The sequence below is a fragment of the Neobacillus novalis NBRC 102450 genome (assembly GCF_001591805.1).
Lineage (GTDB): Bacteria > Bacillota > Bacilli > Bacillales > Cytobacillaceae > Neobacillus > Neobacillus novalis.
Genome location: NZ_BCVP01000043.1, coordinates 19556 through 41429, shown reverse-complemented (window position 1 = coordinate 41429; position 21874 = coordinate 19556). Strand labels below are relative to the sequence as shown.

The window sequence follows — 21874 nt, the reverse complement described above, 5'->3', positions numbered from 1 at the left end:
AGATTTATCCATGGGGCGAGGTCAATAAATAACCACTAGCATGAAATAGATACCATTTTCCACTAATCAATTGCCGGTTTGTCATCATTGCACCATTAGCGGTCAAATAGTATCGTTTGCCATTTACCGTAATCCAGCCGGTAGCCATCGCACCTGAAGAAGTAAGATAGTACCATGTTCCTTTATCCTTCAACCAGCCGGTGGCCATTGCTCCACTTGGCTGTAAATAATACCACTTTCCACTGACCTTTTGCCAGCCGGTCAGCATTGCTCCACTTTGGTTTAAATAATACCATTTGTTAGCATCTTTCAGCCAGCCGGTTAGCATTTCACCATTTTTGTTTAAATAATACCATTTGTTAGCATCTTTCAGCCAGCCAGTCGTCTTAACACCGCCTGATTTGAAATAGAACCACTTTCCGTTCTCTTTTACCCAGCCGGTTTTTGCTACAGTTGCTGGACTTACACTTTGAGAAGGTGGCACAGTAGTTGCTGGACTATCACTTTGTGAAGTTGGCGCACTTACACTTTGAGAGGTACCATCATACATGTTGACAAGCGTAATCCCTGTATAATAAAACTTTAGAATTTCTTCATACGTTTTCCCGGCATCGGCCATGTATTTGGCACCCCATTGACTCATGCCGACACCATGACCATCACCAAATCCCTTAACAGTAACAATATTTCCATCCGCATCGATTTTATCAACCAAATAGCTCAACATCACCCGGTTTCCAATCATCGTTCTTAAGGTGGAGGCATTCACATTTGAAAAAACAACTCGCTGCGGTATTATTTTCCCAGCTGCGTCGACATTATCTTTTGCTAAATAATCTATCGTTATGTTTCCTTTACTGACACGACCGCCAGAACCAGGACTATGAAGCGAAAAATCAGAAATGGAAACAATTTTAATGTCTTTGTTTGTATAGCCGTTATTGCTTAACCATAATTTAATATTAGTGGTTATCGTTACGTCCATTTCATTGGTTGCGGACCACCATTCGGCCGACTTTGATAAATCCTTTGAAGTAAGATCAATTTGAGTTTTACTGAAGGAAAAGTCCCAAACCGTCTTTGGATCATAGCTATCATTTTTTATTGATAAATAAGAAACGGCTGGAGATCCCCATGCATTAGCATTGCTTTCAGTAATCCCCCCATTGCTGGCCGAATAAACAGCATCGATAAGGCGGCCATTAACTTGGGCGGCCTGCCCTTTCGTTTCATCGACCGCTTTTGTCGTATTTGGCGTCCAATTATAGCCGCCGTACACCTGATAGGAAATCGTATCATCGATCACACCGCGATTAAGATAACCTAGCGCGTATGTCCTTGCGGCTACCGCTTGAGTTTTTAAGGATTCAATATTCCAGGAAGGATACATTTCAATTGGCACAACCCCTTTTAAATAATCTTCCATCAAAACAGAATTGACCGGTCGGACAAATTGCTTATTTTCGATGGAAAAATCAAAGCTGCCAAGGTACAAACGATTATTAATTGAAAGTTGGGAATTAGCTTTTTGAGGCAGGACAGAAAAGGTTTCAAATGAATTCAGAAAGCTTCCATCTTTATAAAGTGATAGTTTTCCATTAACCTGCTTTAATAGATAGGTGCTGCCTGATTTTAAGTTTAAATTCGGGTCAATCGTAAGATAATCACCATTCGGTTTTAAGCTGATTTCCGTTTTGTTTCCCAAAAAATTGATCAACTTCACTTTTACGAATGGCTCTGGCTGAAGTGCAAAACCATGACCAGCAGTTAGCAAAGAAATAAGTAAGGAAAGAGCTGCGACTGTAAGCAGGATTTTTCTCACTCTATGTTTCCCCTCCAAAACTATTAATCGTATCCGTTACTAGGATAATCATATAGTAGTAGTTTGGCAGTCAACAATGGAATATTATTTCCAATTAATGATTATAACTTATTTCCATACTCAATAACTGCCGCGTAATCGTAGGTAGAATTATTTCTACAGTGGTTCCCACTTTTTCCTTACTTTGAAAGGTGAGCTTACCATTATGACTTTCGATAATTTTAAAGCAGGTCATCAGCCCAAGGCCTGTCCCCTTTTCCTTAGTAGTATAAAAAGGCTCTCCAAGTGTGGAAATCCGATCCTCCGGAATCCCAACACCTTGATCGACAATCTGAACAGCAATATGACCTTCGCCTTTTGCCATTACTTTAACCTCAATAGTTCCACCGACCGGCATGGCTTCAATTGCATTCTTAAGGAGGTTGAGAAAAACCTGTTTTAACTGATTTTCTTCGCAGCTAATCATTGGCAAATCACTTTCATATTCGACAAAAATCTGAACATTTTTCAAAATTGATTGACTATTAAAAAACGTTACCACCTCTTTTATTAATACCTTTACATCTTTTTCTACTAATACAGCTGCCGACGGTTTGGCGAGAACCAGGAATTCACCGACAATTTCGTTGATTCGATCAAGCTCAGATAACACAATATCATAGTATTCATCTTGAAGATGGTCGGACTTGAACAACTGAATAAATCCTTTTATCGAAGTAAGGGGATTCCTTATTTCATGGGCAATGCCTGCTGCCATTTGGCCGAGCAAGGCCAGCTTTTCAGACTTTTGTAACAGCTGACTCGTTTGTTCTTTTCTTTCAGTAACATCTTTTCCAATCGATAGTATCGCCTCTTTTCCGCCAAAAACAATGGACAACGAAGAAACTTCGAAGAAAAACACTTTTCCATCCAAACGCTTTGCCTTGTATTCAATGGTATTTACCGGCTGTTTCGCTTTCTTTATCTGCTTAAATCGTTCCATTAAACGATTTTCATACTCAGGAACAATAAAATCAGTAATATATTTACCGATTACATCCTCTTTTTTTGTTGCACCAATCATGGAAACAGCCGCATGATTTGCATAAAGCAGCCGATGCTCCCCTGTAACATAAACGGGATCAGGCAATGAATCTATTAATTGTTTATAGCTGTCTTCACTTGCACGTGCATTTTTTTCATAGAATCGCGCCTTATCATATTGCCAGCCAACAATCCAGGCTATTACAGTGAAAAAAACAAAGTCTAACGTAAAAAATGGCTCATTATGGATGAAGTGCTGAAAGATGGTAAATAGGATGGAAATTAACACGAGAATAACTTGTCCGAATATATTCATTTTTTTGTCCTCGATTGTCCTCGAAATGGGCATATTTACTAGTATTAATTCGACTAAATTCTGCTTTTTCCTTCACTAGTTTTTATTTTCCTGAAATTTTATCCGGGAAGGAACAGAGGTTATGACGATGTTGGGGATATGTCTATACACTCCTGCATATAGACACATAGACTATCTTGTATGAAAAATGGATGAGGAGAGATAAATAATGGAAAAAAAGCACTATGTAAGTCCTAATGCCATGCCAAACCAACCGATTGTAAGTTCCAATATTATGCCAAACCAGCCCTCTGCTAATATCATGCCAAACCAGCCATCTGCTAATATCATGCCAAACCAGCCTGTTTTCCCAGCTAATGTCCCAAATATCCCTTATATCGCACCACAAGTTTATCCGCAGCCAAGTTGTTATCCGGTTCAAAATCCTTGTTGTTATCCAATGTATGACCCGTGCTGCCCGCCGCCAATGTATAATCCGTGCTGTCCACAGCCAATGTATGATCCATGCTGCCCGCAGCCGATGTATAATCCATGCTGCCCGCCCGCTTACAACCCATGCTGTTTTCCGATGTATCACCCTTGCTGCTAATTATTATTAAGGGATGGCCGCCAAGATTACTGAAAAAAATCCACCTCAAGGGTGGATTTTTTTAGTTGAGGTTAAAAGAAATCAATTTCTCTCAAAAAGCTGCCTATCACCTGCAAATACGCTTCCGGTTCCTCGATATATGGTAAATGGGCGCTATTCTCAAACACATGAAAGTTTGAATCAGGTGTTAAACTGCTGTAATATTGGGTAGTTTCCGGGGTTGCCTCATCAAAACGCCCGCATGTGTATAGAGTTGGGCAACTGATTTCCTTTAACCGAGATGTACAATCGAATTCTTTCAGATTGCCAAGCACCGTGAATTCAGACGGACCCCACATGATATTATAAATTTCTGGGTTGCGATAATGTGAGCCCTGTGATAAATGTTCCGGTTTTGGGATTCTGCAAACGAAGTGTTTGTTAAATACTTCAATTGCCGCCTTAAATTCCTCAGAATCGGTTGTACCATCCTCTTCACAACGTTTGATTATTTCTTGTGTTTCCGCCGGCAGCTTCTGCAGATTGCGTTTTTGGTCTTGTTCCCATAGTGGGGCGCTAAGGCAAGGACTTGAGAAAATAACACTTTTCACACCGCTTGGTTTCGTTAAGCAGTAAGCAGCCGCAAGCGTAGTCCCCCATGAATGGCCTAAAATATGTACCTCATCAAGATTCAGTTCTTTTCTAACCTTTGCTAATTCTTCCACAAATCGATCAAGCCGCCACAGTGACGTGTCTGTCGGTCTGTCCGATTTTCCGCATCCTAATTGATCATAGAGAATAACCGGGCGGTCTTCCGCTAGCGCTTTCAACCCTTGCAGCGAATAGCAAGACGAACCAGGCCCCCCGTGTAACACAATAACAGGTGTACCAGCTGCCTGTTTATTAAAAAGTTGATATGCGACCTTGCCTCCAGTTACCTCAATATAGCCCTCTTGCAGCACCGTGGTTTCCCCCTTTTACATCCATAATATCCAATTTTACCATAACGTGCAGCAACACGGATAGATTCTTTCCCCGCCATTGAAGAAGGAACTGCGATTACATACAGTTCCTTTCGTTACAATATCGCTATTTATTCTTTTTACTTTCTCTTGCAGCTCTTTTTCTCGCTTTTTTACTTAATCCTAACTCTGCACCAAATTCGGTATCGCTTGCCTTTGCTTGACTTCCCCCAGTATGCGGCTGATTTCGATTGTTATTACGGTTTGTCATTGTCCTTCCTCCTTCTTATGTATTTAACCCTGTGAAAAATTTGGCATAAAAAAAGCGGCCGTTTTTCAACTTCCCCTCTGAGATGCGATGTATTGCTCTTTAAATAATATTTAATTTGAGAAGCCTTCCTAACAGCAGCTTACCCCTTATCCTGCTTAATCCACTGAATAATATTCCAATTTTTATATTTTTAGCCTATTATTAATAAAATTAAAAAAGGCAAGAACGATTTGTCCTTCCCCTCTAAAAAGAATTTACATTGTTGGTTCATTTCCTGAATGATTTCTAAATAAATGGACGATGAATGTACCCAAGAATACAGCGATTAACATACTAAAAAATAGAACTTCATTCATATGGAATCCAAATGCAGCAATAATCATTTTTACTCCTATTATCGCAATTAGGATAAACGCGGTTGTTTCAAATTCAGGAACTTTTTCAATTAATACCAGGAATAACTGGGCTACCCCGCGCATCATTAAGATACCTAGCACTCCTCCCAAAAACAAAACCCAAACCTGATTTGAAACGCCAAACGCCGCAATCACACTGTCAAAACTAAAAGCAATGTCCATTAGTTCAACGGTTAAAACGGTTCTCCAGAATCCCATCTTTTTATTTTGAACTCCATCTTCCTCTTCATTTTTTTGAAAAAAGTTTTGGAAGACAATCCATAGAAGATAGTGCCCGCATACAATTTTGATCCAAGGAATGTTGATTAACGAAACACCTAATCCAATAGCGACAACCCGGAAGAAATAGGCGCCAAAAATGCCATAGAACAGTGCCTTCCTACGTTGTTCCGATGGCAGATGCTTGACCATCACCGCTAGGACGAGGGCATTATCAGCAGATAATAATCCTTCAAGTATAATAAGGGTACCAATTATTCCCCAGCTCGCAGGATCCGACACTACCTTCTCTAATGTCTCCAGTGAAAAAAATGTACTATAACTATTTATTATTTCTTGTAGGAGTTCCATCCGCAAGTTTCCCCTTTCCATTTATGTACTTTCCCTTTTATCCGTTTGTTCCCCAACAAAGGAATCAAGATTAAAAGGTAAAAGAACAGGTATATATTTTTTCCAATTTGAACATACAACTTGTACCGATATTACACAGAGAACGCCTCATTGATAGGACACTCTACTTTAAATGTATGTAAGACGATTAAATATATGAACCAAAAACAGATTTTGGAATGTACTTGTCTTTCTTCCTTATTAAAAATATATTCTTAAATAAAAAACACACTATTTCCAATGAAATAGCGTGTTTTTGCAATAATTAACCGGTTTAAATTTCATGTGAAGTATTCCAATTTTGCATGCGGAAAAAACTTTTCCATATAGGAATAAAGGTGACTTTTTATCTCCTCTTCTTCCTCTTTTTGATAAATATATTTGCCGATACCGTATTTCCCCCATTTATATCTTCTAGCTGACTCATCCAATTCTAATTTCGTCATCGGATAATTTTTTTCAATCACTCTCTTTGCAGGCTTCGTGAACCTATGTTGAATGAACTCAAACGTAATATCCTTCCTTGCTTCCATCGGTAACTCGGCATCAAGGCGCTCAAACATATGATAGTAGCCTTCCTCCCAGCCTTCATGAAGGTAAATGGGGGCAACGATGAATCCTAGAGGATAACCGGCTCTAGCTACTTTACCAGCTGCTTCGATTCTTTTAGCTAATGGTGATGTACCAGGTTCAAAATTTTTAATTACATAATCGGCATTGACACTAAAGCGAAACCTTGTTTTTCCATTATGTTTTGCATCAAGTAAATGATCTACATAATGAAATTTTGTCACAAAACGCAGCCTGCCAAGATCCGTTTTCCCAAAGTGTTCGATCGCCCTCTTTAACGTATGCGTAAGATGATCGAGGCCAACAATATCCGAAGTACATGAAGCTTCAAACCGTGTAATTTCAGGGGCACGTTCCTCCATATACTGATCGGCCGCTTCCAAAATCTCATCCACATTGACGTAGGTACGAATGTAAGGCTTCGATCCCATCGTTGTCTGCAAATAACAATAATGACAATGCCCCATACAGCCAGTCGCAAAAGGAATCGCATATTCCGCAGAAGGTTTCGATGTATCGAACTTAAGTGTTTTTCTGATGCCAACTACGAGTGTTGACTTTGCAATCCTGTACCTTTGAAAATCAGTATCACCAGGAAGATTTCTGACTTGATTATGTGAGGTGGTATAGCGAATTTCCACATCCATTTTCTCGAATTTTTCTTTCAGCTCCTGACCTAGCGGATATTCCAAAGCTTTTGGTTCAAAGAAAACAAGCTGCGGCGTAAATGGTTTATTCATGTTGTTATCCCCATTCTATTCATACCCAAAATACTGTTCAAAGGCGTTTAAGGCATCGGCTTCGCTAGAGTAAATAGCCATTTCGTTAGTTAAGGGATAATAAGTTTCATACAGAAAAATAGCCAGTTCATTGGGATTCTCCGGATTTTTCACCACGGCGGCTTCCTGTATATTTGCTACATTTTGGATATGAGGATTGCGATAAAAGACGTATACAACGTCTCCCGGATTATAGGAGGTATACTCTTGATTTATTTCCATATCTTCACCTTCCTATTTTTTTCAGAAAAAAACACAAATAATTTACGATTATGAAGAAGGCTTGTCCGATCTATTTGTCAACCTCTCTACGCTCTGATCCGGTTGACCATAGCCAGTAACCTTCCCTGCATGCTCTTCATGGTACTTTGATCCTGAACCTGATTGATTGTCGAATTGCCCATTTTGTTTATCACGGTTTGTCCTTTGCTGATTTGACAAAATTAGCACCTCCTTTGTTCATTAGGATTTGTTACATCCCATAAGTTATTCCAACCCTTATAAAAAAGACAAAATATCATTTTCCAATACCTTATTGGTGGTAAGTATTTTTTTAAAAATCTAGTAAAGAATAGTAACAAACCTTTTAAATATTGGAGTGAAATGAATATGATTACGTTGCAAACAGAAATTGAGGGAAAAAGGGCTTATTTTGGGGCAGTTCGCGATATCTTTCATTCAATGGGATGTAGTTTTTGCAGTAATTTTGATTATGACCAAGGGAAATTTGATGCATTGTTATATCGTGATGGCGGAGAGTCTATTTATCTAAGAGTTCCTATATATGTTTTAGATGGTGCGTTAGATCATACTAATGCGTTGATTGAATTTGGAACACCATTTGTCATCAAGCATGTCGTCAATATTGGATTAGATCATGATGAAAACTCCTTCGTAACTGCCACCACAGGGCTTGAGCAATTTCAAGCGCCATTGGATAAAGACGGCTACATTTATGATAAAAGCAGATGGGAGAAAGCCGGTAATGAGGCCATTCAACAAGTGTTTAGTTCAATCAATGGATACCTATTAAGTTCCTAATGTTGCTTACTTGAAAAAAATAAACGTGAAAGCACCTGTGAATCAGGTGCTTTTTTATCATTTTGCCACCACGTTCCCTGGTCTTTTTATTCACCATTCCACCTCACCACCAGATAGACGTTTGACTCCCCGAATCGAGGCGATTTCTTCGATAAGTTGCAACATCGCAAGGTTCTTCTTTTTTGCTTCAATCATAATATCAAAGTCTTGATTAAGCCCTTTTGCCATTTTCAAAAAAGGAAGGATGAAGTCCAAGGAGACAAAATCTGCATGTGAACGATAGGCTTGATCTGATTTTGGCGAGGAAATATGAACCTTTGGAATCGTATTCCATGTGTTAAAGATCCGTTGTAAAAAAAGCGAAAGGTCAACTTCCCCCTTATTCGCCATATAGTGGTGATAATCAAGAATCATCGGTATCTTTTCTTTTTCACAAGTAACCAAGGTTTCTTCAACATTATAGGTTTTATCATCATTTTCCAGCGTCATTTTCCTTTTTATTTCGTCTGGTAATTTTTTTATATTTTGATGAAAACGTTCTAATGATGTATCTTTATCTCCGTAGGCACCGCCAATATGAATATTGATAATCCCTCTCTTCAATGCCTTCATTGCCTCGAGCATCTTATAATGGAAGTCCATATCCTTCACAGCATTCATGGTCACTTCTGTGCGCAGACTCGTGAAAAGGGTAAATTGATTAGGATGAAAACTCGGACGAAGTTGAAATTGGTCGATTAATTGTCCAAGTTCTTTCCATTCCGTTTTGAAAGGTGTAATGAAATCCCACATCACTTCCGGATGAGTGGCTAAGGGGACAAGTGAGCTTGAAAACCGATATAATTTTATTTCGTGCGCAATATTATAGTACAAAATTCTTTTTGTATGATGTAAATTTTGTGCCGTTACCAATTTGAGTTTTTCCATACGTTCATTTTTAGGAAGAGCTGCATACCGGGTAAAAGTTAAAGTTTTTGAAGGGCTTGCATCCCATAAACCTAATGCAGTCGCCACGTATCCAAAACGAATCTTCATCATTGTTCCCCTTACATATTATTCAATTTTATAACAGTAAATAGAATAAAGGTAAACACATTAATACAAACCAAATTGGATGATAATTAAGCTCTGTCAAATGCTTTTGGTGGTGATTCCATCCACCCTTTTTCAATAAAGATATTAGCTCCGTCATCGACAAATAAGCCAATGTTTATGAGAGTTCTTCCATATAACATTCCTATATCTCTTCTTCCGTTTACCGCAAGTGAGTTTCCAAACGACCTGATCTTCATCGCGAACATATCCACTTTATGAAATAGCATAATTTTAGCGGAAAAAGGAGGATATGTAGACGTTGTAACTAAATGGTCTATGTATGACGGTGATGGCAAGCTTTCAATGTGAAGTTTTTCCATGTACTGTTTTACCGATTTATCAGTCATGTCCAACCCCCGCTTTTACAACGCCTTAATCTTTTCGTCTTTACCTGTCTGGTAAAAGCCCAATAATAATGCCTTACTAGTTGTGTTATTCTCAATGTTATCGTAAGGTGGGTAATTTCTAATACGTGTAATGGTCTGATATCTCCAACAAAACCATTTAAGTAACTTTGCTTTCTAATAAAGTCATTTCAACGGATGTTAGAGGTTGGGTTTCGTCTAATTTTTTTGTACTTAAATTAATTGGTTTTAATATATCCATTGGGTTTTTAATATCCATCAGCAATCCCCTATTCCTCGTTTTTTTTGATTAGGTTTTCCATTAAAATATTCATATATACCAACTATCCTGTCCGATTGTTTAAGTTCAAATCCAACAGTCATACTTTTCCTATTATAGATATCAATAAAAAATGACTACCAAATTGTATACTTTTGATAGTCATTTTTCTTTACATTTTTAATGTTTGGGTTAGGTAATAATGTAGATTTACCAATACAACCGTTAATCATTACTTACTTTCTCTGCTATTTTTTCGAACGAATTTGACAGCGAATCCATAACAAATAAAAACACCTCAGATGACATAGTCATCTGAGGTGTTTTTTTAATCCTTTTTTAATTTAGATAAATCGGTTTCCTCACCAAATTCAGTAGCATAATTTAAATTTCCGGTGCCTTGGCGATTTACTTCATGCTCTTCACTCCGACTTGGAACAAAAAGCAGGCTTATACAAATCAAGCCACTTAATCCAACAAGAGAATAGATTACTCTTGACAAAAAGGCACCTTGTCCGCCAAAAATAGCTGCAACTAAATCGAATCTAAATAAACCAATTAATCCCCAATTGATTGCTCCAATTATTACTAGCACTAAGGCAATTTTGTGTATTAATCTCATGATCCTACACCTCCTTTTTCTTAACTTTTACTATAAATACGGTTTAATGCAAAACAAATAAATTTTACTTCTAAGTAGGTATCATGAAGACGAGTACGGATTGTACTCGCCTTTATCTCTAACGGCGGTGTTCTACAAGGTCAATTACTCCTAATACCACATGTGCTAGACCAAAACCGAAAACAGTATTAGCTACCATTTTATTCGACCCGCGTTTTTGCTTTAATGCATACCCTGTCACAGATACTGCAGTGCCTAAAGCAGTTGGAATTAAGCCTTCACGAATATTCATCGCAATTCCCCCACATCGTCGTTAGTTGGTGTCTAATACACCATCCTTCATTCTTTCCAGTGAAGCGAGAATTATTCAGCCCATCATTTTTGAATAAATACTTATTCCTGGTTAATATGTTCCATGGCAGCGAATACTAATGTCTGAATTAATGAAAAATAGAAATGGAGTTGAATTTGTGGATGGAGATTGAAGCAAGGAATTCTACGGATGCAGCCCTTCATCATTATAAAATGGGGATGGGTGTATTTACTCAAAAGATGCCGAAACTAGCTGAACAGTATCATTCTTTTACAGAGGAATGTTTTAAAGAAGGAGTTTTATCTCAAAAGGAGAAACAATTGATTGCCCTAGGGATTAGTTTATATTCACAAGATGAATATTGTATTATTTATCATGTAAAAGGGTGTCTTGACCAAGGTTGTTCTGAACAAGAAATTTACGAAGCAGTTGGGGTGACGGCAGCCTTTGGCGGCGGAGCAACGATGAGTCAGGCGGTTACTCTTGTCCAAGAATGTATGGAAGAATTAAATCAATTGAAGCAATAATAAAATACGAAATGACGGGCAGCCATCTTTATGACTGCCCAATCACATTATTGATCAATTACGGATTACTTCTTTCTCCTTTAATATCCTAACCCCATCCATTCTTTTCTTTGAAGGCCAAAACGCCCACTGTCCAAATATCGAGGTAAGAGCAGGAACCAAAAATGGTCTAACAATAAATGTATCTAACAGGATGCCAATTGCTGTTATCGTACCAAAGTGGACAAGAACTTGTATCGGTAATGTGGTCAAAACAGTAAACGTTGCAGCCAAGATAATCCCGGCAGAGGTAATAACGCCGCCCGTTTCCGAGACTCCTTCTTTGATTGCCCTTTTCAGCGGCATTTCCTTACTTTTCCTCCAAATACTCGAAATCATGAAAATATTATAATCCTCACCGAGAGCTACAATAAAAACAAACGCATAGAGCGGAATAAAGCCTTGAATGGCTTCAACGCCAAAGCCATAATGTAAAATGATCCATCCTAACCCTAGCGCACTAAAATAGGACAATAGAACGGTACCAATTAAGTAAACAGTAGCTATGATCGAACGCAAATAGAGCAAAAGTAAAATGGCAATCAGGCCAATAATAAGCGGGATCACCAGGGATGAATCAGCTTTCGTTGTTTGTTTTGTATCATACTGTTCGGCCGTCATTCCTCCAATCCATACGTCGCGGTCATCACCACCGGATTGCTTTATGAATGACTGTACATCTTTTTTAAGTTCCGGTATATGGGCCATTGCTTCATTGGAATAGGGATTCATATTTAAGGCAAGTTCGTATTTGACAATGCTAGAGTCCTTTTCACCTTTCACAGGGTTGGAAACCTCAGCCACAAAAGGTAAATTCTCTAGTTTTTCCTTCAAGTTCGCTTCCGAACCACTCCCTTTTACAATCACACTAACCGGCGCCAATTCACCAGGATTAAATTTCTTTGACAATAGGTCAAAACCTTCACGTGACGGCATATCCTTTGGGAAGGATGAAAGGGTGTCATACGTTGTTTCCATTTTTGTTGAAAATAGAGCGAATACACCTAAAATGATAAGGGTTATAGCCGCTACTCTCCAAGGCTTATAGCTGACCACTTTCCCAACATACTCTCCTAAATTCGCTTTGTCCTTTGGCGCTTTAACTACTTTCCCTTTTTTAGCAGCCCATTTCACCGTCATTTCTTCAGTCCGTGGAACAAACGGATAAAACGAAGTTCTGCCAAGAATACTTAGGAGTGCTGGAATGAGTGATAAACTTGCGGCCATCATGATCAAGATGGCTAAACTAAAGGGAATCGCAAATCGATGAACAGACCCATAATTTGCTACTAGCAATACCAATAAGGATACGACAACGGTTAGTCCACTCATAAAAATCGCACCTGAAGAAAGTGAAAACGCGCGTCGAATCGCTATAAATTTATCCTCCTCCTCCCGCAAGTTTTTTCGAAATTGTGCAATTAAAAATAAGCAATAATCCGTTCCTGCACCAAATAACAAGACAGTCATTATCGAGATAGCTTGCGCATCATAATCAATGACACCTTCTTTGCCTAATACGCCCAAAATGGGACTAATCAGCATATATGCCATTCCAACCCCAACAAGGGGAATCAGCGCCAAAATGGGTGAGCGATAAATAATCAGTAAAAAGAGAAGAACAATCATTACCGTACCAATCAATAACGAAAGATCCCCTTGACTAAATAATTCGGTGGCATCCACTGCTACCCCTGCTGGGCCTGTTACCCTTACCACCAAATTCTCCTCATCCTTCAGACTCGTACGAAAAGGATCTTTTGGAAAAATTGATTTTGCAGTCTTCTTCAACTCCCCTAAGCGAGCTGATATCTCTGCTGTTTCTAGGTTTTTATCAAAGACGATCGGTAAAACAAGCGTTGTTCCATCCTTTGACACTTGATTTTTTAAAACAGGAAGCGGAATGTCATGAAAAGGAGGAACAAACGTACCTTTAATCGGTTGATCTGTAAGCTTTTTCGTTAACCCTTGGATAGAAGCAAGATCATTATCTGATAGACTACTTGCCTTGTACCATGTTAATAAGGCTGGGATCCCTTTATTTGTACTAAATTCCCTATCGATTATGTCGCTAGCCTTGGTAGCATCTGTTTCTTCCAAGAAAGTGTCAGCTCGTTCGTTCTTTTGTGAATTCGCCTGTGGCAACAATCCGTTCAATGCAAGTATGAGCATTATCCAAGTAAATAAAGTGATCCATCGTCCTTTCCTTCCACTTATAAATGCTCCATACCGTTTGGCCAAGCTTCGGATCATGTTTTTTCATCTCCCTCTCTCTTCCTTATCAGTTGATAAGTAATAAGCAAAAAAGAGGTGGCTCTTTTTATTAGCCACTTAATCCTTCAATAATGATGGTAACAATTAAATTCGATTTTCTTTCAGCTTCTTTTTTCCTCTCTGCCTCACTCGAGATCCGATAGATTGAGGTCTGCAGGAATGATTTCATTAAATCAAGGATAAAATAAGCCATTTCCATTACACTGCTGTTAAGAGTATCCAGTTCACGGATTTCCCTATGTTTAACTGCATCCTCAATCATCGCCACAACAGGATGTAAATAACTATCCAGCCACCACTTTCGGATTAACCCCTGTGACTCCTCATTCATTTCATGCTCGATATCATGAAACATCTGTGACAAATCCTCTTGATGGTTTGTTAACATATACATCGAAATTTGAAATAAACGATCTCTAAAAGAGATTTGATGCTCATTAATATGATGTAGAGCAGCCCTAGTTCGATCCATGATCGATCGAACCACTTCAATATAAATCATTTGTTTGTTTGGAAAATGATAATAAAGTGCCGGCTGAGTGACATCGCACGCTTCAGCAATTTGTCTAGTAGTTACCGAACGATAGCCGTACGTCATAAATAATTTTTGTGAGGTATAAATGATTAATTGTTTTGTTTCTTGCGTCGTATAGTCGTTTTGATTACTTCTTCTAGCAGCCATTTTTAGCTAATCCCTTCATTACTTATCAACTGATTAGTTATATTTTATTATAAAATACCCAAAAAATGAAATCATTTAAAAAAATTAATGAAAATAAAACAAAAACGACTAAAGATCACTTTTTTAGTCGTTTTTGTTTTAGCGCAAATAATGAGATAAACACTAGTTTTATTGAAAGATTTTTTGATAAAATATGAGAATATTCACTAAAAACCAATTTTGAAAAGGAGTATGATCAATTTGTCTATTTCATTAAAAGGAATAACGCAAGAAAACTGGGAGGAATGTATTCAGTTAGAGGTTGCACCCCACCAGAAATCATATATTGCCTCAAATGTTTATTCATTGGCAGAATCAAAATTTGAGACATCTTTTGTACCGATGGGAATTTACTTAGATAATAGAATGATAGGATTTCTTATGTATGGAAAGGACCCTGAGGATGGGACCTATTGGATTATCCGTTTCATGATGGATCAAACGCAGCAAGGAAAAGGTTATGGCAAGCTGGCACTAGCACACACGATGAATTTTTTAGCAGCCCTGCCTGATTGCAGCCAAACCATCATTCTTGGAGTAAAGGAATCAAATACAGCTGCTTTACGTCTTTATCAGTCATTCGGCTTTAAAGATACCGGCCGCAAAGAACACGGAGAGCTATTGTTAGAATACATTGTTCGCTAGGCTTTATGCCCCAAAGCTTAAAATGATAAACAATTCAGTTAATACCCGTTAGACTGCGTTGCTTCTCTTCTATTTAGTTGGATTTTAGGGAAAAACAAGTGGGACAAGCAGACTGTCCCCATGTCCTTGAATAATTTCATTTCCGGATTAGAAAAATAAAACAGTGTGTTGCTGCGAACATTGTGATATCGGAATGAAAGGATCTAATAATATGAAAAAAACTTTTGTGCTTGTATTTTATTTGATTTTAAATATGCTCATGATTTTCTCTTCTGTTCATGCAGCCGGAAATAATCCCAGTAATATTTATACAGTTAATTCTGGAGATACTTTACCGGCAATTGCAAATAAATACGGTACATCTGTAGAAGAGTTAAAAGGTTCCAATGGATTGCTATCCGATACATTATTAGTTAATCAGAAATTATTTGTTCCGATTATTTATGAAGTTGCTGCTGGGGATACACTTGGGAAGATTTCAGCAGCCTATAATTCTTCAGAACAGACAATAAAGACAATAAATGGACTTTCAACAGATCAACTATATTTAGGGCAGCAATTAATGATTCCTCCTAAAAGAATGACCATGCAAGGACAGTATATTCTTATGACGAAGGAGGAATTTAAAAATTGGTTATTTCATAATCAATTTAATCGAAAAATAACGTTAATCCAACATCATCACACGTGGTTACCGTCCTATAGGCAGGTTAATGGTTCCAATCATTTTAAATTACTGAAGAGTATGGAGAATTTTCATATTAGAGAAAGGAAATGGAAGAATATCGCACAAAATATCACTACCTTTCCGGATGGTAAAATAGCCGTTTCCAGGCCATTTAACAGCGCTCCCGAAGGTTCAATTGGGATAAAGGCAAACATTACTGGAATCGCTATCGAAAATATTGGTAACTTTGATATCGGTCACGACGTCATGACTAAAGAACAAAAGGAAACGATTGTAGAGATTACGGCTTTGCTTTGTCTTAGATTCGGGTTAACACCTTCCATTGACAGTATCACGTATCATCATTGGTGGGATTTGAAAACGGGCGAAAGAGTGTTAGATAACGCTCCTGAATATTATGTTAAAACATGCCCCGGCACTGGATTTTTCGGTGGTAATTCTACAACAAGTGCAAAAAATCATTTTTATCCACTTGTGTCGAGTAAAATGCAAGAAATTTCAGCTGCTAAGCAGTGAACTTATATGGATTATTCTTCCTATACACCAGCCGCATTTGTATATTCGGGGTGAATTTTTCGATTCGCTCTTTTTTAGGGAAGTACTGTCTTCCATTCCCTATCTCAATACTTGATATTGCAAGAGTTAGCCGCAATAATAGAAAATATAGATGGAGGTGATTAAAGTGATCGTAGTGACAAAAGAAAAAATTGAGGGCTACAAAATTGTCGAAATAAAAGGACCTGTATTCGGACTAATTGTTAGAAGCAGAGGGCTTGGCGGCGATATTATGGCAGGCTTAAAATCCCTTGTGGGTGGCGAAATCAAGCAATATACAGCTATGCTTGAGGACTCTAGAAAAGAAGCATTAGACCGTATGATTGTAAACGCAACCCAAATGGGTGCAAATGCGATTGTGATGATGCGATTTGATTCAGGTGAAATTGGTAAAAACATGAGTGAAATTGTGGCATATGGAACAGCTGCTGTTGTGGAGAAGGAATAATGAATTTCATCATCGGTTTTTACATTCTAGAAATTATTGGTGCAATCATTTGCATTTTACTTGGATATTTTATTTATGATAAACGGTTTAAACGCAATCACGGCGTAAAAGTTCCCAAAGGTTTTGTTTCGACAGAGGAAGTAAATATTGACCCTGTGTCGGGTGAAAAAACGAGAGTGTATTTCAATCCCGAAACAGGTGAACGTTTTTATAGAAAAGAGAAGTAGTTAGCAAACATTAAAATGTTCACTTACAAGTCTAGCGTTAGAAAACGACTTAAACATATAAAACATCGGTTAGAAAACCGATATTTATATGTTTTTTTAGTTCTTTTCTTTTGGTACTCTTCCCATTCCCCCTAGTTATTTCCATACTCTATGACGCCGCATTAAAAGTGTATCTTTTACCACTTACACCGATATCTCTAGTTAAAACTCAAATTTTACAGGTCTTAAAAATAAATCTTCTAATGTTTCTTTTGCATTTTTATCATCAAATAGAATCTCGTATATCGCACTACAAATAGGAAGTTCAACGTCATACTGTTTGGATAATTCTCTTAATGCTCTAACGGTAGAAACACCTTCTGCTAATTTTCCAAACCTTTCCCCTTCAACAAATGCTTTCCCGAATTTCCGATTATGACTATGCTCTGAGAACAAGGTTGCTTCATAATCTCCTAGGTGACTTAATCCATAAATCGTTATATCATTTCCACCCATTGCTCTAACAAGACGGGAAATCTCTCTTGTCCCCCTGGCCATAAGGGAACCTTTTAAACTGCTATAATTGAATCCATCTAACATTCCTGCTGCAATACCCATGACATTTTTTGTGGCTGCGCCTATTTCATTTCCAATCAGGTCTTGCCCGTAATAAAACCTAATTAAATCACTACTAAACTCTTGTACAATCTTTTTCGTTATGTCAACATTTTCGGAACCAATAACCATACAATTAGGTATATGATTTACAAAATCTTGTACATGCCCTGGCCCTACCCATACTGCAAGATTTATTTTTTTTCCAATCTCTTCACCAAATACTTGAGAAAGTCTTTTACCACTAGCAGATTCTAAACCTTTCATACATAAAATGAATGTTTTACCATCTATTTCATTTATTGAACTTAATTGATTTGCAAATGAACGTAATTCTTGAGCACTAATAGAAATGATAATCATTTCAGCAAATGAAACCGCCTTTTCTAAAGAATTACATAATACTATATCTTCTGGTAATGGAAGATAATCATTTTTTCTGGTTTCTTTTAATCCTATGTAGTTTCTTGAGTTTTCTCTTCCCCATAACATGACATTATGTCCAACTTTATGAACATACCAAGCTAAAAAAGTTCCCCAACGGCCACAACCTAAAACAGATATATTCATTATTTCGCTCCTCTAGTTTGAAAAATTGAATTCACTTAATTTTACATTAAATCATCCTATCTATGTAGCCATATCATCCATTTACGTTTATTATCTCGACACAACAAAAAAGAAAACAACAAAATGATAGAAAAGTCACTTCAATATACCTAAACTGGCTTCAAAAAATTTTCTTTCCCTAAGACTGAATCTCCTTTGATATACTATTCATAAAGAATGATCATGAATATTTGAGGTGCCAGCATGAAGAAAACAATTGGGATATTTGCCCATGTGGATGCAGGAAAAACGACATTGGCAGAACAGCTGCTTTTCCATACAAAGGCCATTAGGCAACGAGGCCGTGTCGACCATCAGGATACCTTCCTCGATACGCATGAAATTGAAAAACAACGAGGCATTACGGTATTTGCTGACCAAGCGATGTTTTCCTTCAACGATTCTGATTATTATTTAATCGATACCCCTGGGCATGTCGATTTTTCCCCGGAGATGGAGCGAGCGATTCAAGTGATGGATTATGCGATCGTGATCATCAGTGCGGTTGAAGGAATTGAAGGTCATACAGAGACAGTCTGGCGACTATTGCGAAAGCATCATGTACCAACCTTTTTCTTTATCAATAAAATCGACCGGGTCGGGGCTGATTCTCAGAAGGTCTTGGATGAAATTCGCGCCAACCTCACTAGCGATGTCTTTGACATGACCGAGACGTTGAACAATGGGGATATGAATGAAGCATTAATCGAATTTATCGCAGAGCGAAATGAATCCCTTTTTGAAACATACATGGATACCGGGTATCATTCGAAACTTTGGCTAGACTCACTGAAAGTGCTGCTGCGGGAAAATCAAATTTTCCCATGTGCCAGAGGTTCTGCATTACAGGATATCGGAATCGAAAGCTTTCTTGAAAAATTAGACTTATTAACACCAACGGATTATGTCAGCGAGGAGCCATTTTCTGGACGCGTCTATAAAATTCGCTATGATGAAAAAGGGACAAGAATTACGTTTATTAAAGCCTTAAGCGGGACATTAAAGGTACGAGATGAAATCAGTTACGGGGATGGGGATGATGGGCTTTTTGAAAAAATTACCCAAATCCGTTTGTATAATGGTACAAAATATAAGACGGTCGTCCAAACTTCAGCCGGAGATATCTTTGCCGTAACTGGATTGACTTCGGCTTCTGCCGGTGACGGTTTAGGAACACTGAAGGAAAAAGCCGATTATGAAATGGTATCTGCGTTAAAATCTAAGGTGAGTATCGATCCTTCGATAAATATAAAAGAGGTATTGCGGTATTTTAAAATGTTGGATGCCGAAGATCCTGCCCTGAACGTGACCTGGGTAGAACGCTTGCAGGAAATCCATATTCACGTAATGGGAACGATTCAACTGGAGGTGTTGAAGCTCATCATTAAGGACCGCTTTCATCTCGATGTGGAATTTGCCGAACCAGAAATCTTATACAAAGAAACAATTCGTTCTGCAGTAATTGGATACGGTCATTTTGAACCGTTAGGGCATTATGCGGAAGTCCATCTAAAAATAGCACCCTCACCTAGAAATAGCGGCATTTCGTTTGAAACTGTCTGCCATACCGATCACTTGCCTGTCGGAACGCAGAACGTAATCCGTCATCATTTTTTTGAACGGGATCATCATGGGATTCTAACAGGCTCCCCCATTTCGGATGTAAAAATCACGTTACTTACTGGACGATCCCATATTAAACACACCTTTGGCGGCGACTTTAGAGAGGCTGCCTATCGTGCATTACGGCAAGGGCTGGAGAAAGCTGAGAACATCCTGCTCGAACCGTTTTATGATTTTAAGATAAAGATAGATTTGGATCATATCGGTAAAGTGCTGACCGATATTCAGAAGGCACATGGCAGCTTCAACCCACCAATGACGGAAGGAAACAAAACCATTATAACTGGGAAAGTGCCAGTAGCCACCTTCATGAACTACGGTCCAGAATTCGCATCACTTACACAGGGAAAAGGCCTGCTGAATCTAGTAGTTGGCGGCTATTACCCCTGTCATAATCAGCCCGAGGTCATCGCAAGAATCGATTACAATAAAGAAGCGGACCCAGAGTATACATCGTCTTCGATTTTCTGTTCAAAAGGCCAGGGTTATTCAGTTTCGTGGGATCAAGCGGAAATGGAAATGCATTGTTCTAATGTAATTACATAATCAGTCTAAAAAGTCTATAACTTTATTAGGCTGATTGTGTTGGCCACCAATGGGGTAAAGATTTCTTTTTCCACTTAACAAGAACGTATATTCTGGTATAATAGCTATATGGGATTGTTGATTAGCTGATATAAAAACATGGAAATAGGTGGAAAAGATTGAAAGGAACAGCACATATTGCGATTGGAGCATTAACAGGCTTAATAATTGCAAATACATTACAAACGGAACCAACTACTACCCTATTATTAGTGGGTTCGGGAGGAATCTCCGGATTAATCCCTGACCTAGATATTGACGGGAAATTAAGTAACAAAATTACCATTCCTCATAAATTAATTCGAACAGCAGCCCCATTTATCGGTCTTTTCATGATGATTTATAGCTATTTGAAGGGTATTGATACGGAAAAGTGGCTGGGAATTGGCGTTGGAATTGGAATAATTGTGTTTTCTTCCTTTATTAAAAAGAGGCATATGCTGACCATTACAGGAGCCGGAGTTTTGGTAGGCGGGCTTGCATTACAAGAAAATTGGTTATGGCTATTAGGTGTTTTTATCATAATGGCTTCTCTAGTTCCCCATAGAAGTTATACACATTCAATAGTAGGACTAATCTTTTTCGGCGTGATTGCTTATCAATTTGAAGCATCACTTAAGATAGAAGGAGTTTTTATTACTTGTTTGTCAGGATACTTAAGTCACTTAATAGCTGATATGAAACTATTACCTTTTAATAAGCGTGGAGTAAGATTCTTTTCACCTTTTTCCACAAAGGAATTTTGATGGAAGTTGCCAAGGTAATAGTACGCCGTCGATGCTTTCTTTCTGTAATATTACTGTCTTTAAAACATTCTAAAATAAGGGCTTAATTAGACGATTCATTCAAAAAATCGCAGCATAAACTGAATAGTAGCTAAAGCAATATCATGCATTACCTCTTCAATTGCTTTATTTTGCGCTCGGCGGAATTAAGCAAAGAATAAAAACGAAAAAGCCCTAAAAAAGGGCTTTTTTTCCTTAACAGGAAGTTAATTACTTTTCATTAATAAAAACAAGTTGCGCCAATAATGATTAACAAAATGAACAATACAACGATTAAGGCAAAACCTCCGCCAAAACCGAAGCCGCCACCGTAACCATAGCCACCGCCGCAGCCGCAGCCGCCACCGAATCCTCCGTAACCGTACATACATCTCCCCCCTTTCAATAAGGTATTAATTGGTTACCAATATCCTGCGCCCATAAAGGACGCACCAATTATAATGAGAAGGATAAACAATACAACCACTAAGGCAAAGCCTCCACCAGCTCCTACACCGTCCATTTCACATTCCTCCTTTGCATT

At 38.2% G+C, this 21874-nt stretch carries 27 protein-coding genes; 8 read left to right on the top strand and 19 right to left on the bottom strand.

Features of this window, described 5'->3' with window-relative positions; all coding sequences use genetic code 11:
- Positions 1-4: 4 nt before the first annotated feature.
- From BANVL01_RS28715 to BANVL01_RS27525, 9 genes are all read right to left on the bottom strand, one after another.
- Entirely contained in the window at positions 5-1822 is a 1818-nt protein-coding gene (locus BANVL01_RS28715) for a SpoIID/LytB domain-containing protein (RefSeq protein WP_066087035.1), read from the bottom strand.
- Positions 1823-1916: 94 nt separating this feature from the next.
- Complete coding sequence (locus BANVL01_RS23205; RefSeq protein WP_066087032.1) at positions 1917-3161, bottom strand: ATP-binding protein; 1245 nt, start codon at positions 3159-3161, stop codon at positions 1917-1919.
- A gap of 353 nt (positions 3162-3514) precedes the next feature.
- Entirely contained in the window at positions 3515-3718 is a 204-nt protein-coding gene (locus BANVL01_RS27910; RefSeq protein WP_169803210.1) for a hypothetical protein, read from the bottom strand.
- Between the two features lie 103 nt (positions 3719-3821).
- Positions 3822-4691, bottom strand: a complete 870-nt coding sequence (locus BANVL01_RS23195) for a proline iminopeptidase-family hydrolase (RefSeq protein ID WP_066087026.1) — start codon at positions 4689-4691, stop codon at positions 3822-3824.
- A gap of 127 nt (positions 4692-4818) precedes the next feature.
- Complete coding sequence (locus BANVL01_RS27530; protein WP_156482397.1) at positions 4819-4962, bottom strand: hypothetical protein; 144 nt, start codon at positions 4960-4962, stop codon at positions 4819-4821.
- Positions 4963-5216: 254 nt separating this feature from the next.
- Complete coding sequence (locus BANVL01_RS23190; RefSeq protein ID WP_066087023.1) at positions 5217-5948, bottom strand: TerC family protein; 732 nt, start codon at positions 5946-5948, stop codon at positions 5217-5219.
- Between the two features lie 320 nt (positions 5949-6268).
- Complete coding sequence (splB, locus tag BANVL01_RS23185) at positions 6269-7297, bottom strand: spore photoproduct lyase (RefSeq protein WP_066087020.1); 1029 nt, start codon at positions 7295-7297, stop codon at positions 6269-6271.
- A 15-nt stretch (positions 7298-7312) separates the two neighbouring features.
- Complete coding sequence (locus tag BANVL01_RS23180; RefSeq protein WP_066087017.1) at positions 7313-7558, bottom strand: transcriptional regulator SplA domain-containing protein; 246 nt, start codon at positions 7556-7558, stop codon at positions 7313-7315.
- A gap of 48 nt (positions 7559-7606) precedes the next feature.
- Positions 7607-7777 (bottom strand): hypothetical protein, encoded by a 171-nt coding sequence (locus tag BANVL01_RS27525; protein WP_156482396.1) that lies wholly within the window; start codon positions 7775-7777, stop codon positions 7607-7609.
- A 168-nt stretch (positions 7778-7945) separates the two neighbouring features.
- Here BANVL01_RS27525 and BANVL01_RS23175 point away from each other — a divergent pair, with 168 nt between their 5' ends.
- Positions 7946-8377 carry a YugN family protein gene (locus tag BANVL01_RS23175; RefSeq protein WP_066087014.1) on the top strand — a complete coding sequence of 144 codons (432 nt, stop codon included), beginning with the start codon at positions 7946-7948 and terminating at the stop codon, positions 8375-8377.
- 90 nt (positions 8378-8467) lie between these two features.
- On the opposite strand, the gene uvsE is transcribed toward BANVL01_RS23175, so the two are convergent.
- The 4 genes from uvsE to BANVL01_RS23155 all read right to left on the bottom strand — a co-directional run bounded on the left by uvsE (position 8468) and on the right by BANVL01_RS23155 (position 11010).
- Positions 8468-9412 (bottom strand): UV DNA damage repair endonuclease UvsE, encoded by a 945-nt coding sequence (uvsE, locus tag BANVL01_RS23170; RefSeq protein ID WP_066087011.1) that lies wholly within the window; start codon positions 9410-9412, stop codon positions 8468-8470.
- An 86-nt stretch (positions 9413-9498) separates the two neighbouring features.
- Positions 9499-9819: a DUF3231 family protein gene (locus BANVL01_RS28815; RefSeq protein WP_342342310.1), complete on the bottom strand. Its 321-nt coding sequence runs from the start codon at positions 9817-9819 to the stop codon at positions 9499-9501.
- A 605-nt stretch (positions 9820-10424) separates the two neighbouring features.
- Positions 10425-10718 (bottom strand): DUF378 domain-containing protein, encoded by a 294-nt coding sequence (locus tag BANVL01_RS23160; protein WP_066087008.1) that lies wholly within the window; start codon positions 10716-10718, stop codon positions 10425-10427.
- 118 nt (positions 10719-10836) lie between these two features.
- Complete coding sequence (locus BANVL01_RS23155; RefSeq protein WP_066087005.1) at positions 10837-11010, bottom strand: asparagine synthase; 174 nt, start codon at positions 11008-11010, stop codon at positions 10837-10839.
- Positions 11011-11192: 182 nt separating this feature from the next.
- Between BANVL01_RS23155 and BANVL01_RS23150 the strand changes: the two genes are divergently transcribed.
- Complete coding sequence (locus tag BANVL01_RS23150; RefSeq protein ID WP_066087002.1) at positions 11193-11558, top strand: carboxymuconolactone decarboxylase family protein; 366 nt, start codon at positions 11193-11195, stop codon at positions 11556-11558.
- 54 nt (positions 11559-11612) lie between these two features.
- Here the strand turns inward: BANVL01_RS23150 and BANVL01_RS23145 are convergent, their stop codons facing one another.
- Genes BANVL01_RS23145 through BANVL01_RS23140 form a run of 3 tightly spaced genes read right to left on the bottom strand, consistent with a single transcriptional unit; the run spans position 11613 to position 14553 of the window.
- A complete protein-coding gene (locus BANVL01_RS23145; RefSeq protein WP_235845726.1) occupies positions 11613-13769 on the bottom strand; it encodes an MMPL family transporter in 2157 nt (718 codons plus the stop codon).
- Positions 13705-13860, bottom strand: coding sequence for a hypothetical protein (locus BANVL01_RS28395; RefSeq protein WP_235845725.1), 156 nt, complete (start codon positions 13858-13860; stop codon positions 13705-13707). The genes BANVL01_RS23145 and BANVL01_RS28395 overlap by 65 nt, the downstream gene beginning before the upstream one ends.
- Before the next feature lie 60 nt (positions 13861-13920).
- A complete protein-coding gene (locus tag BANVL01_RS23140; protein ID WP_066086998.1) occupies positions 13921-14553 on the bottom strand; it encodes a TetR/AcrR family transcriptional regulator in 633 nt (210 codons plus the stop codon).
- 240 nt (positions 14554-14793) lie between these two features.
- Between BANVL01_RS23140 and BANVL01_RS23135 the strand changes: the two genes are divergently transcribed.
- The 4 genes from BANVL01_RS23135 (at position 14794) to BANVL01_RS23120 (ending at position 17155) form a co-directional block, all read left to right on the top strand.
- Complete coding sequence (locus BANVL01_RS23135; protein ID WP_066086997.1) at positions 14794-15237, top strand: GNAT family N-acetyltransferase; 444 nt, start codon at positions 14794-14796, stop codon at positions 15235-15237.
- A 211-nt stretch (positions 15238-15448) separates the two neighbouring features.
- Entirely contained in the window at positions 15449-16441 is a 993-nt protein-coding gene (locus BANVL01_RS23130; RefSeq protein WP_082805116.1) for a LysM peptidoglycan-binding domain-containing protein, read from the top strand.
- Between the two features lie 166 nt (positions 16442-16607).
- Positions 16608-16928, top strand: a complete 321-nt coding sequence (locus BANVL01_RS23125) for a heavy metal-binding domain-containing protein (RefSeq protein WP_024027565.1) — start codon at positions 16608-16610, stop codon at positions 16926-16928.
- Positions 16928-17155: a hypothetical protein gene (locus BANVL01_RS23120; protein ID WP_066086994.1), complete on the top strand. Its 228-nt coding sequence runs from the start codon at positions 16928-16930 to the stop codon at positions 17153-17155. Before BANVL01_RS23125 ends, BANVL01_RS23120 begins: the two co-directional genes overlap by 1 nt.
- Positions 17156-17356: 201 nt before the next feature.
- On the opposite strand, the gene BANVL01_RS23115 is transcribed toward BANVL01_RS23120, so the two are convergent.
- Positions 17357-18319: an NAD(P)H-dependent glycerol-3-phosphate dehydrogenase gene (locus tag BANVL01_RS23115; RefSeq protein ID WP_066086991.1), complete on the bottom strand. Its 963-nt coding sequence runs from the start codon at positions 18317-18319 to the stop codon at positions 17357-17359.
- Positions 18320-18562: 243 nt separating this feature from the next.
- On the opposite strand from BANVL01_RS23115, the gene BANVL01_RS23110 reads away from it, so the two are divergent.
- On the top strand, positions 18563-20527 hold the full coding sequence (locus tag BANVL01_RS23110) for an elongation factor G (protein WP_066086986.1): 1965 nt from the start codon (positions 18563-18565) through the stop codon (positions 20525-20527).
- Between the two features lie 158 nt (positions 20528-20685).
- Positions 20686-21312: a metal-dependent hydrolase gene (locus tag BANVL01_RS23105; RefSeq protein ID WP_066086981.1), complete on the top strand. Its 627-nt coding sequence runs from the start codon at positions 20686-20688 to the stop codon at positions 21310-21312.
- Between the two features lie 259 nt (positions 21313-21571).
- On the opposite strand, the gene BANVL01_RS23100 is transcribed toward BANVL01_RS23105, so the two are convergent.
- Positions 21572-21718: a YjcZ family sporulation protein gene (locus BANVL01_RS23100; RefSeq protein WP_066086976.1), complete on the bottom strand. Its 147-nt coding sequence runs from the start codon at positions 21716-21718 to the stop codon at positions 21572-21574.
- A gap of 33 nt (positions 21719-21751) precedes the next feature.
- On the bottom strand, positions 21752-21853 hold the full coding sequence (locus tag BANVL01_RS26995) for a YjcZ family sporulation protein (protein ID WP_082805115.1): 102 nt from the start codon (positions 21851-21853) through the stop codon (positions 21752-21754).
- Between the last annotated feature and the right edge of the window lie 21 nt (positions 21854-21874).

Coding starts and splice junctions, on each gene's coding strand:
- BANVL01_RS23205 (WP_066087032.1), bottom strand. CDS start 3,161: ATGAATATATTCGGACAAGTTATTCTCGTGTTAATTTCCATCCTATTT.
- BANVL01_RS27910 (WP_169803210.1), bottom strand. CDS start 3,718: ATGGGTTGTAAGCGGGCGGGCAGCATGGATTATACATCGGCTGCGGGC.
- BANVL01_RS27530 (WP_156482397.1), bottom strand. CDS start 4,962: ATGACAAACCGTAATAACAATCGAAATCAGCCGCATACTGGGGGAAGT.
- BANVL01_RS23190 (WP_066087023.1), bottom strand. CDS start 5,948: ATGGAACTCCTACAAGAAATAATAAATAGTTATAGTACATTTTTTTCA.
- splB (WP_066087020.1), bottom strand. CDS start 7,297: ATGAATAAACCATTTACGCCGCAGCTTGTTTTCTTTGAACCAAAAGCT.
- BANVL01_RS23180 (WP_066087017.1), bottom strand. CDS start 7,558: ATGGAAATAAATCAAGAGTATACCTCCTATAATCCGGGAGACGTTGTA.
- BANVL01_RS23175 (WP_066087014.1), top strand. CDS start 7,946: ATGATTACGTTGCAAACAGAAATTGAGGGAAAAAGGGCTTATTTTGGG.
- uvsE (WP_066087011.1), bottom strand. CDS start 9,412: ATGAAGATTCGTTTTGGATACGTGGCGACTGCATTAGGTTTATGGGAT.
- BANVL01_RS28815 (WP_342342310.1), bottom strand. CDS start 9,819: ATGACTGATAAATCGGTAAAACAGTACATGGAAAAACTTCACATTGAA.
- BANVL01_RS23160 (WP_066087008.1), bottom strand. CDS start 10,718: ATGAGATTAATACACAAAATTGCCTTAGTGCTAGTAATAATTGGAGCA.
- BANVL01_RS23155 (WP_066087005.1), bottom strand. CDS start 11,010: ATGAATATTCGTGAAGGCTTAATTCCAACTGCTTTAGGCACTGCAGTA.
- BANVL01_RS23150 (WP_066087002.1), top strand. CDS start 11,193: ATGGAGATTGAAGCAAGGAATTCTACGGATGCAGCCCTTCATCATTAT.
- BANVL01_RS23145 (WP_235845726.1), bottom strand. CDS start 13,769: ATGCTCATACTTGCATTGAACGGATTGTTGCCACAGGCGAATTCACAA.
- BANVL01_RS28395 (WP_235845725.1), bottom strand. CDS start 13,860: ATGAAAAAACATGATCCGAAGCTTGGCCAAACGGTATGGAGCATTTAT.
- BANVL01_RS23140 (WP_066086998.1), bottom strand. CDS start 14,553: ATGGCTGCTAGAAGAAGTAATCAAAACGACTATACGACGCAAGAAACA.
- BANVL01_RS23130 (WP_082805116.1), top strand. CDS start 15,449: ATGAAAAAAACTTTTGTGCTTGTATTTTATTTGATTTTAAATATGCTC.
- BANVL01_RS23120 (WP_066086994.1), top strand. CDS start 16,928: ATGAATTTCATCATCGGTTTTTACATTCTAGAAATTATTGGTGCAATC.
- BANVL01_RS23115 (WP_066086991.1), bottom strand. CDS start 18,319: ATGAATATATCTGTTTTAGGTTGTGGCCGTTGGGGAACTTTTTTAGCT.
- BANVL01_RS23110 (WP_066086986.1), top strand. CDS start 18,563: ATGAAGAAAACAATTGGGATATTTGCCCATGTGGATGCAGGAAAAACG.
- BANVL01_RS23100 (WP_066086976.1), bottom strand. CDS start 21,718: ATGTACGGTTACGGAGGATTCGGTGGCGGCTGCGGCTGCGGCGGTGGC.
- BANVL01_RS26995 (WP_082805115.1), bottom strand. CDS start 21,853: ATGGACGGTGTAGGAGCTGGTGGAGGCTTTGCCTTAGTGGTTGTATTG.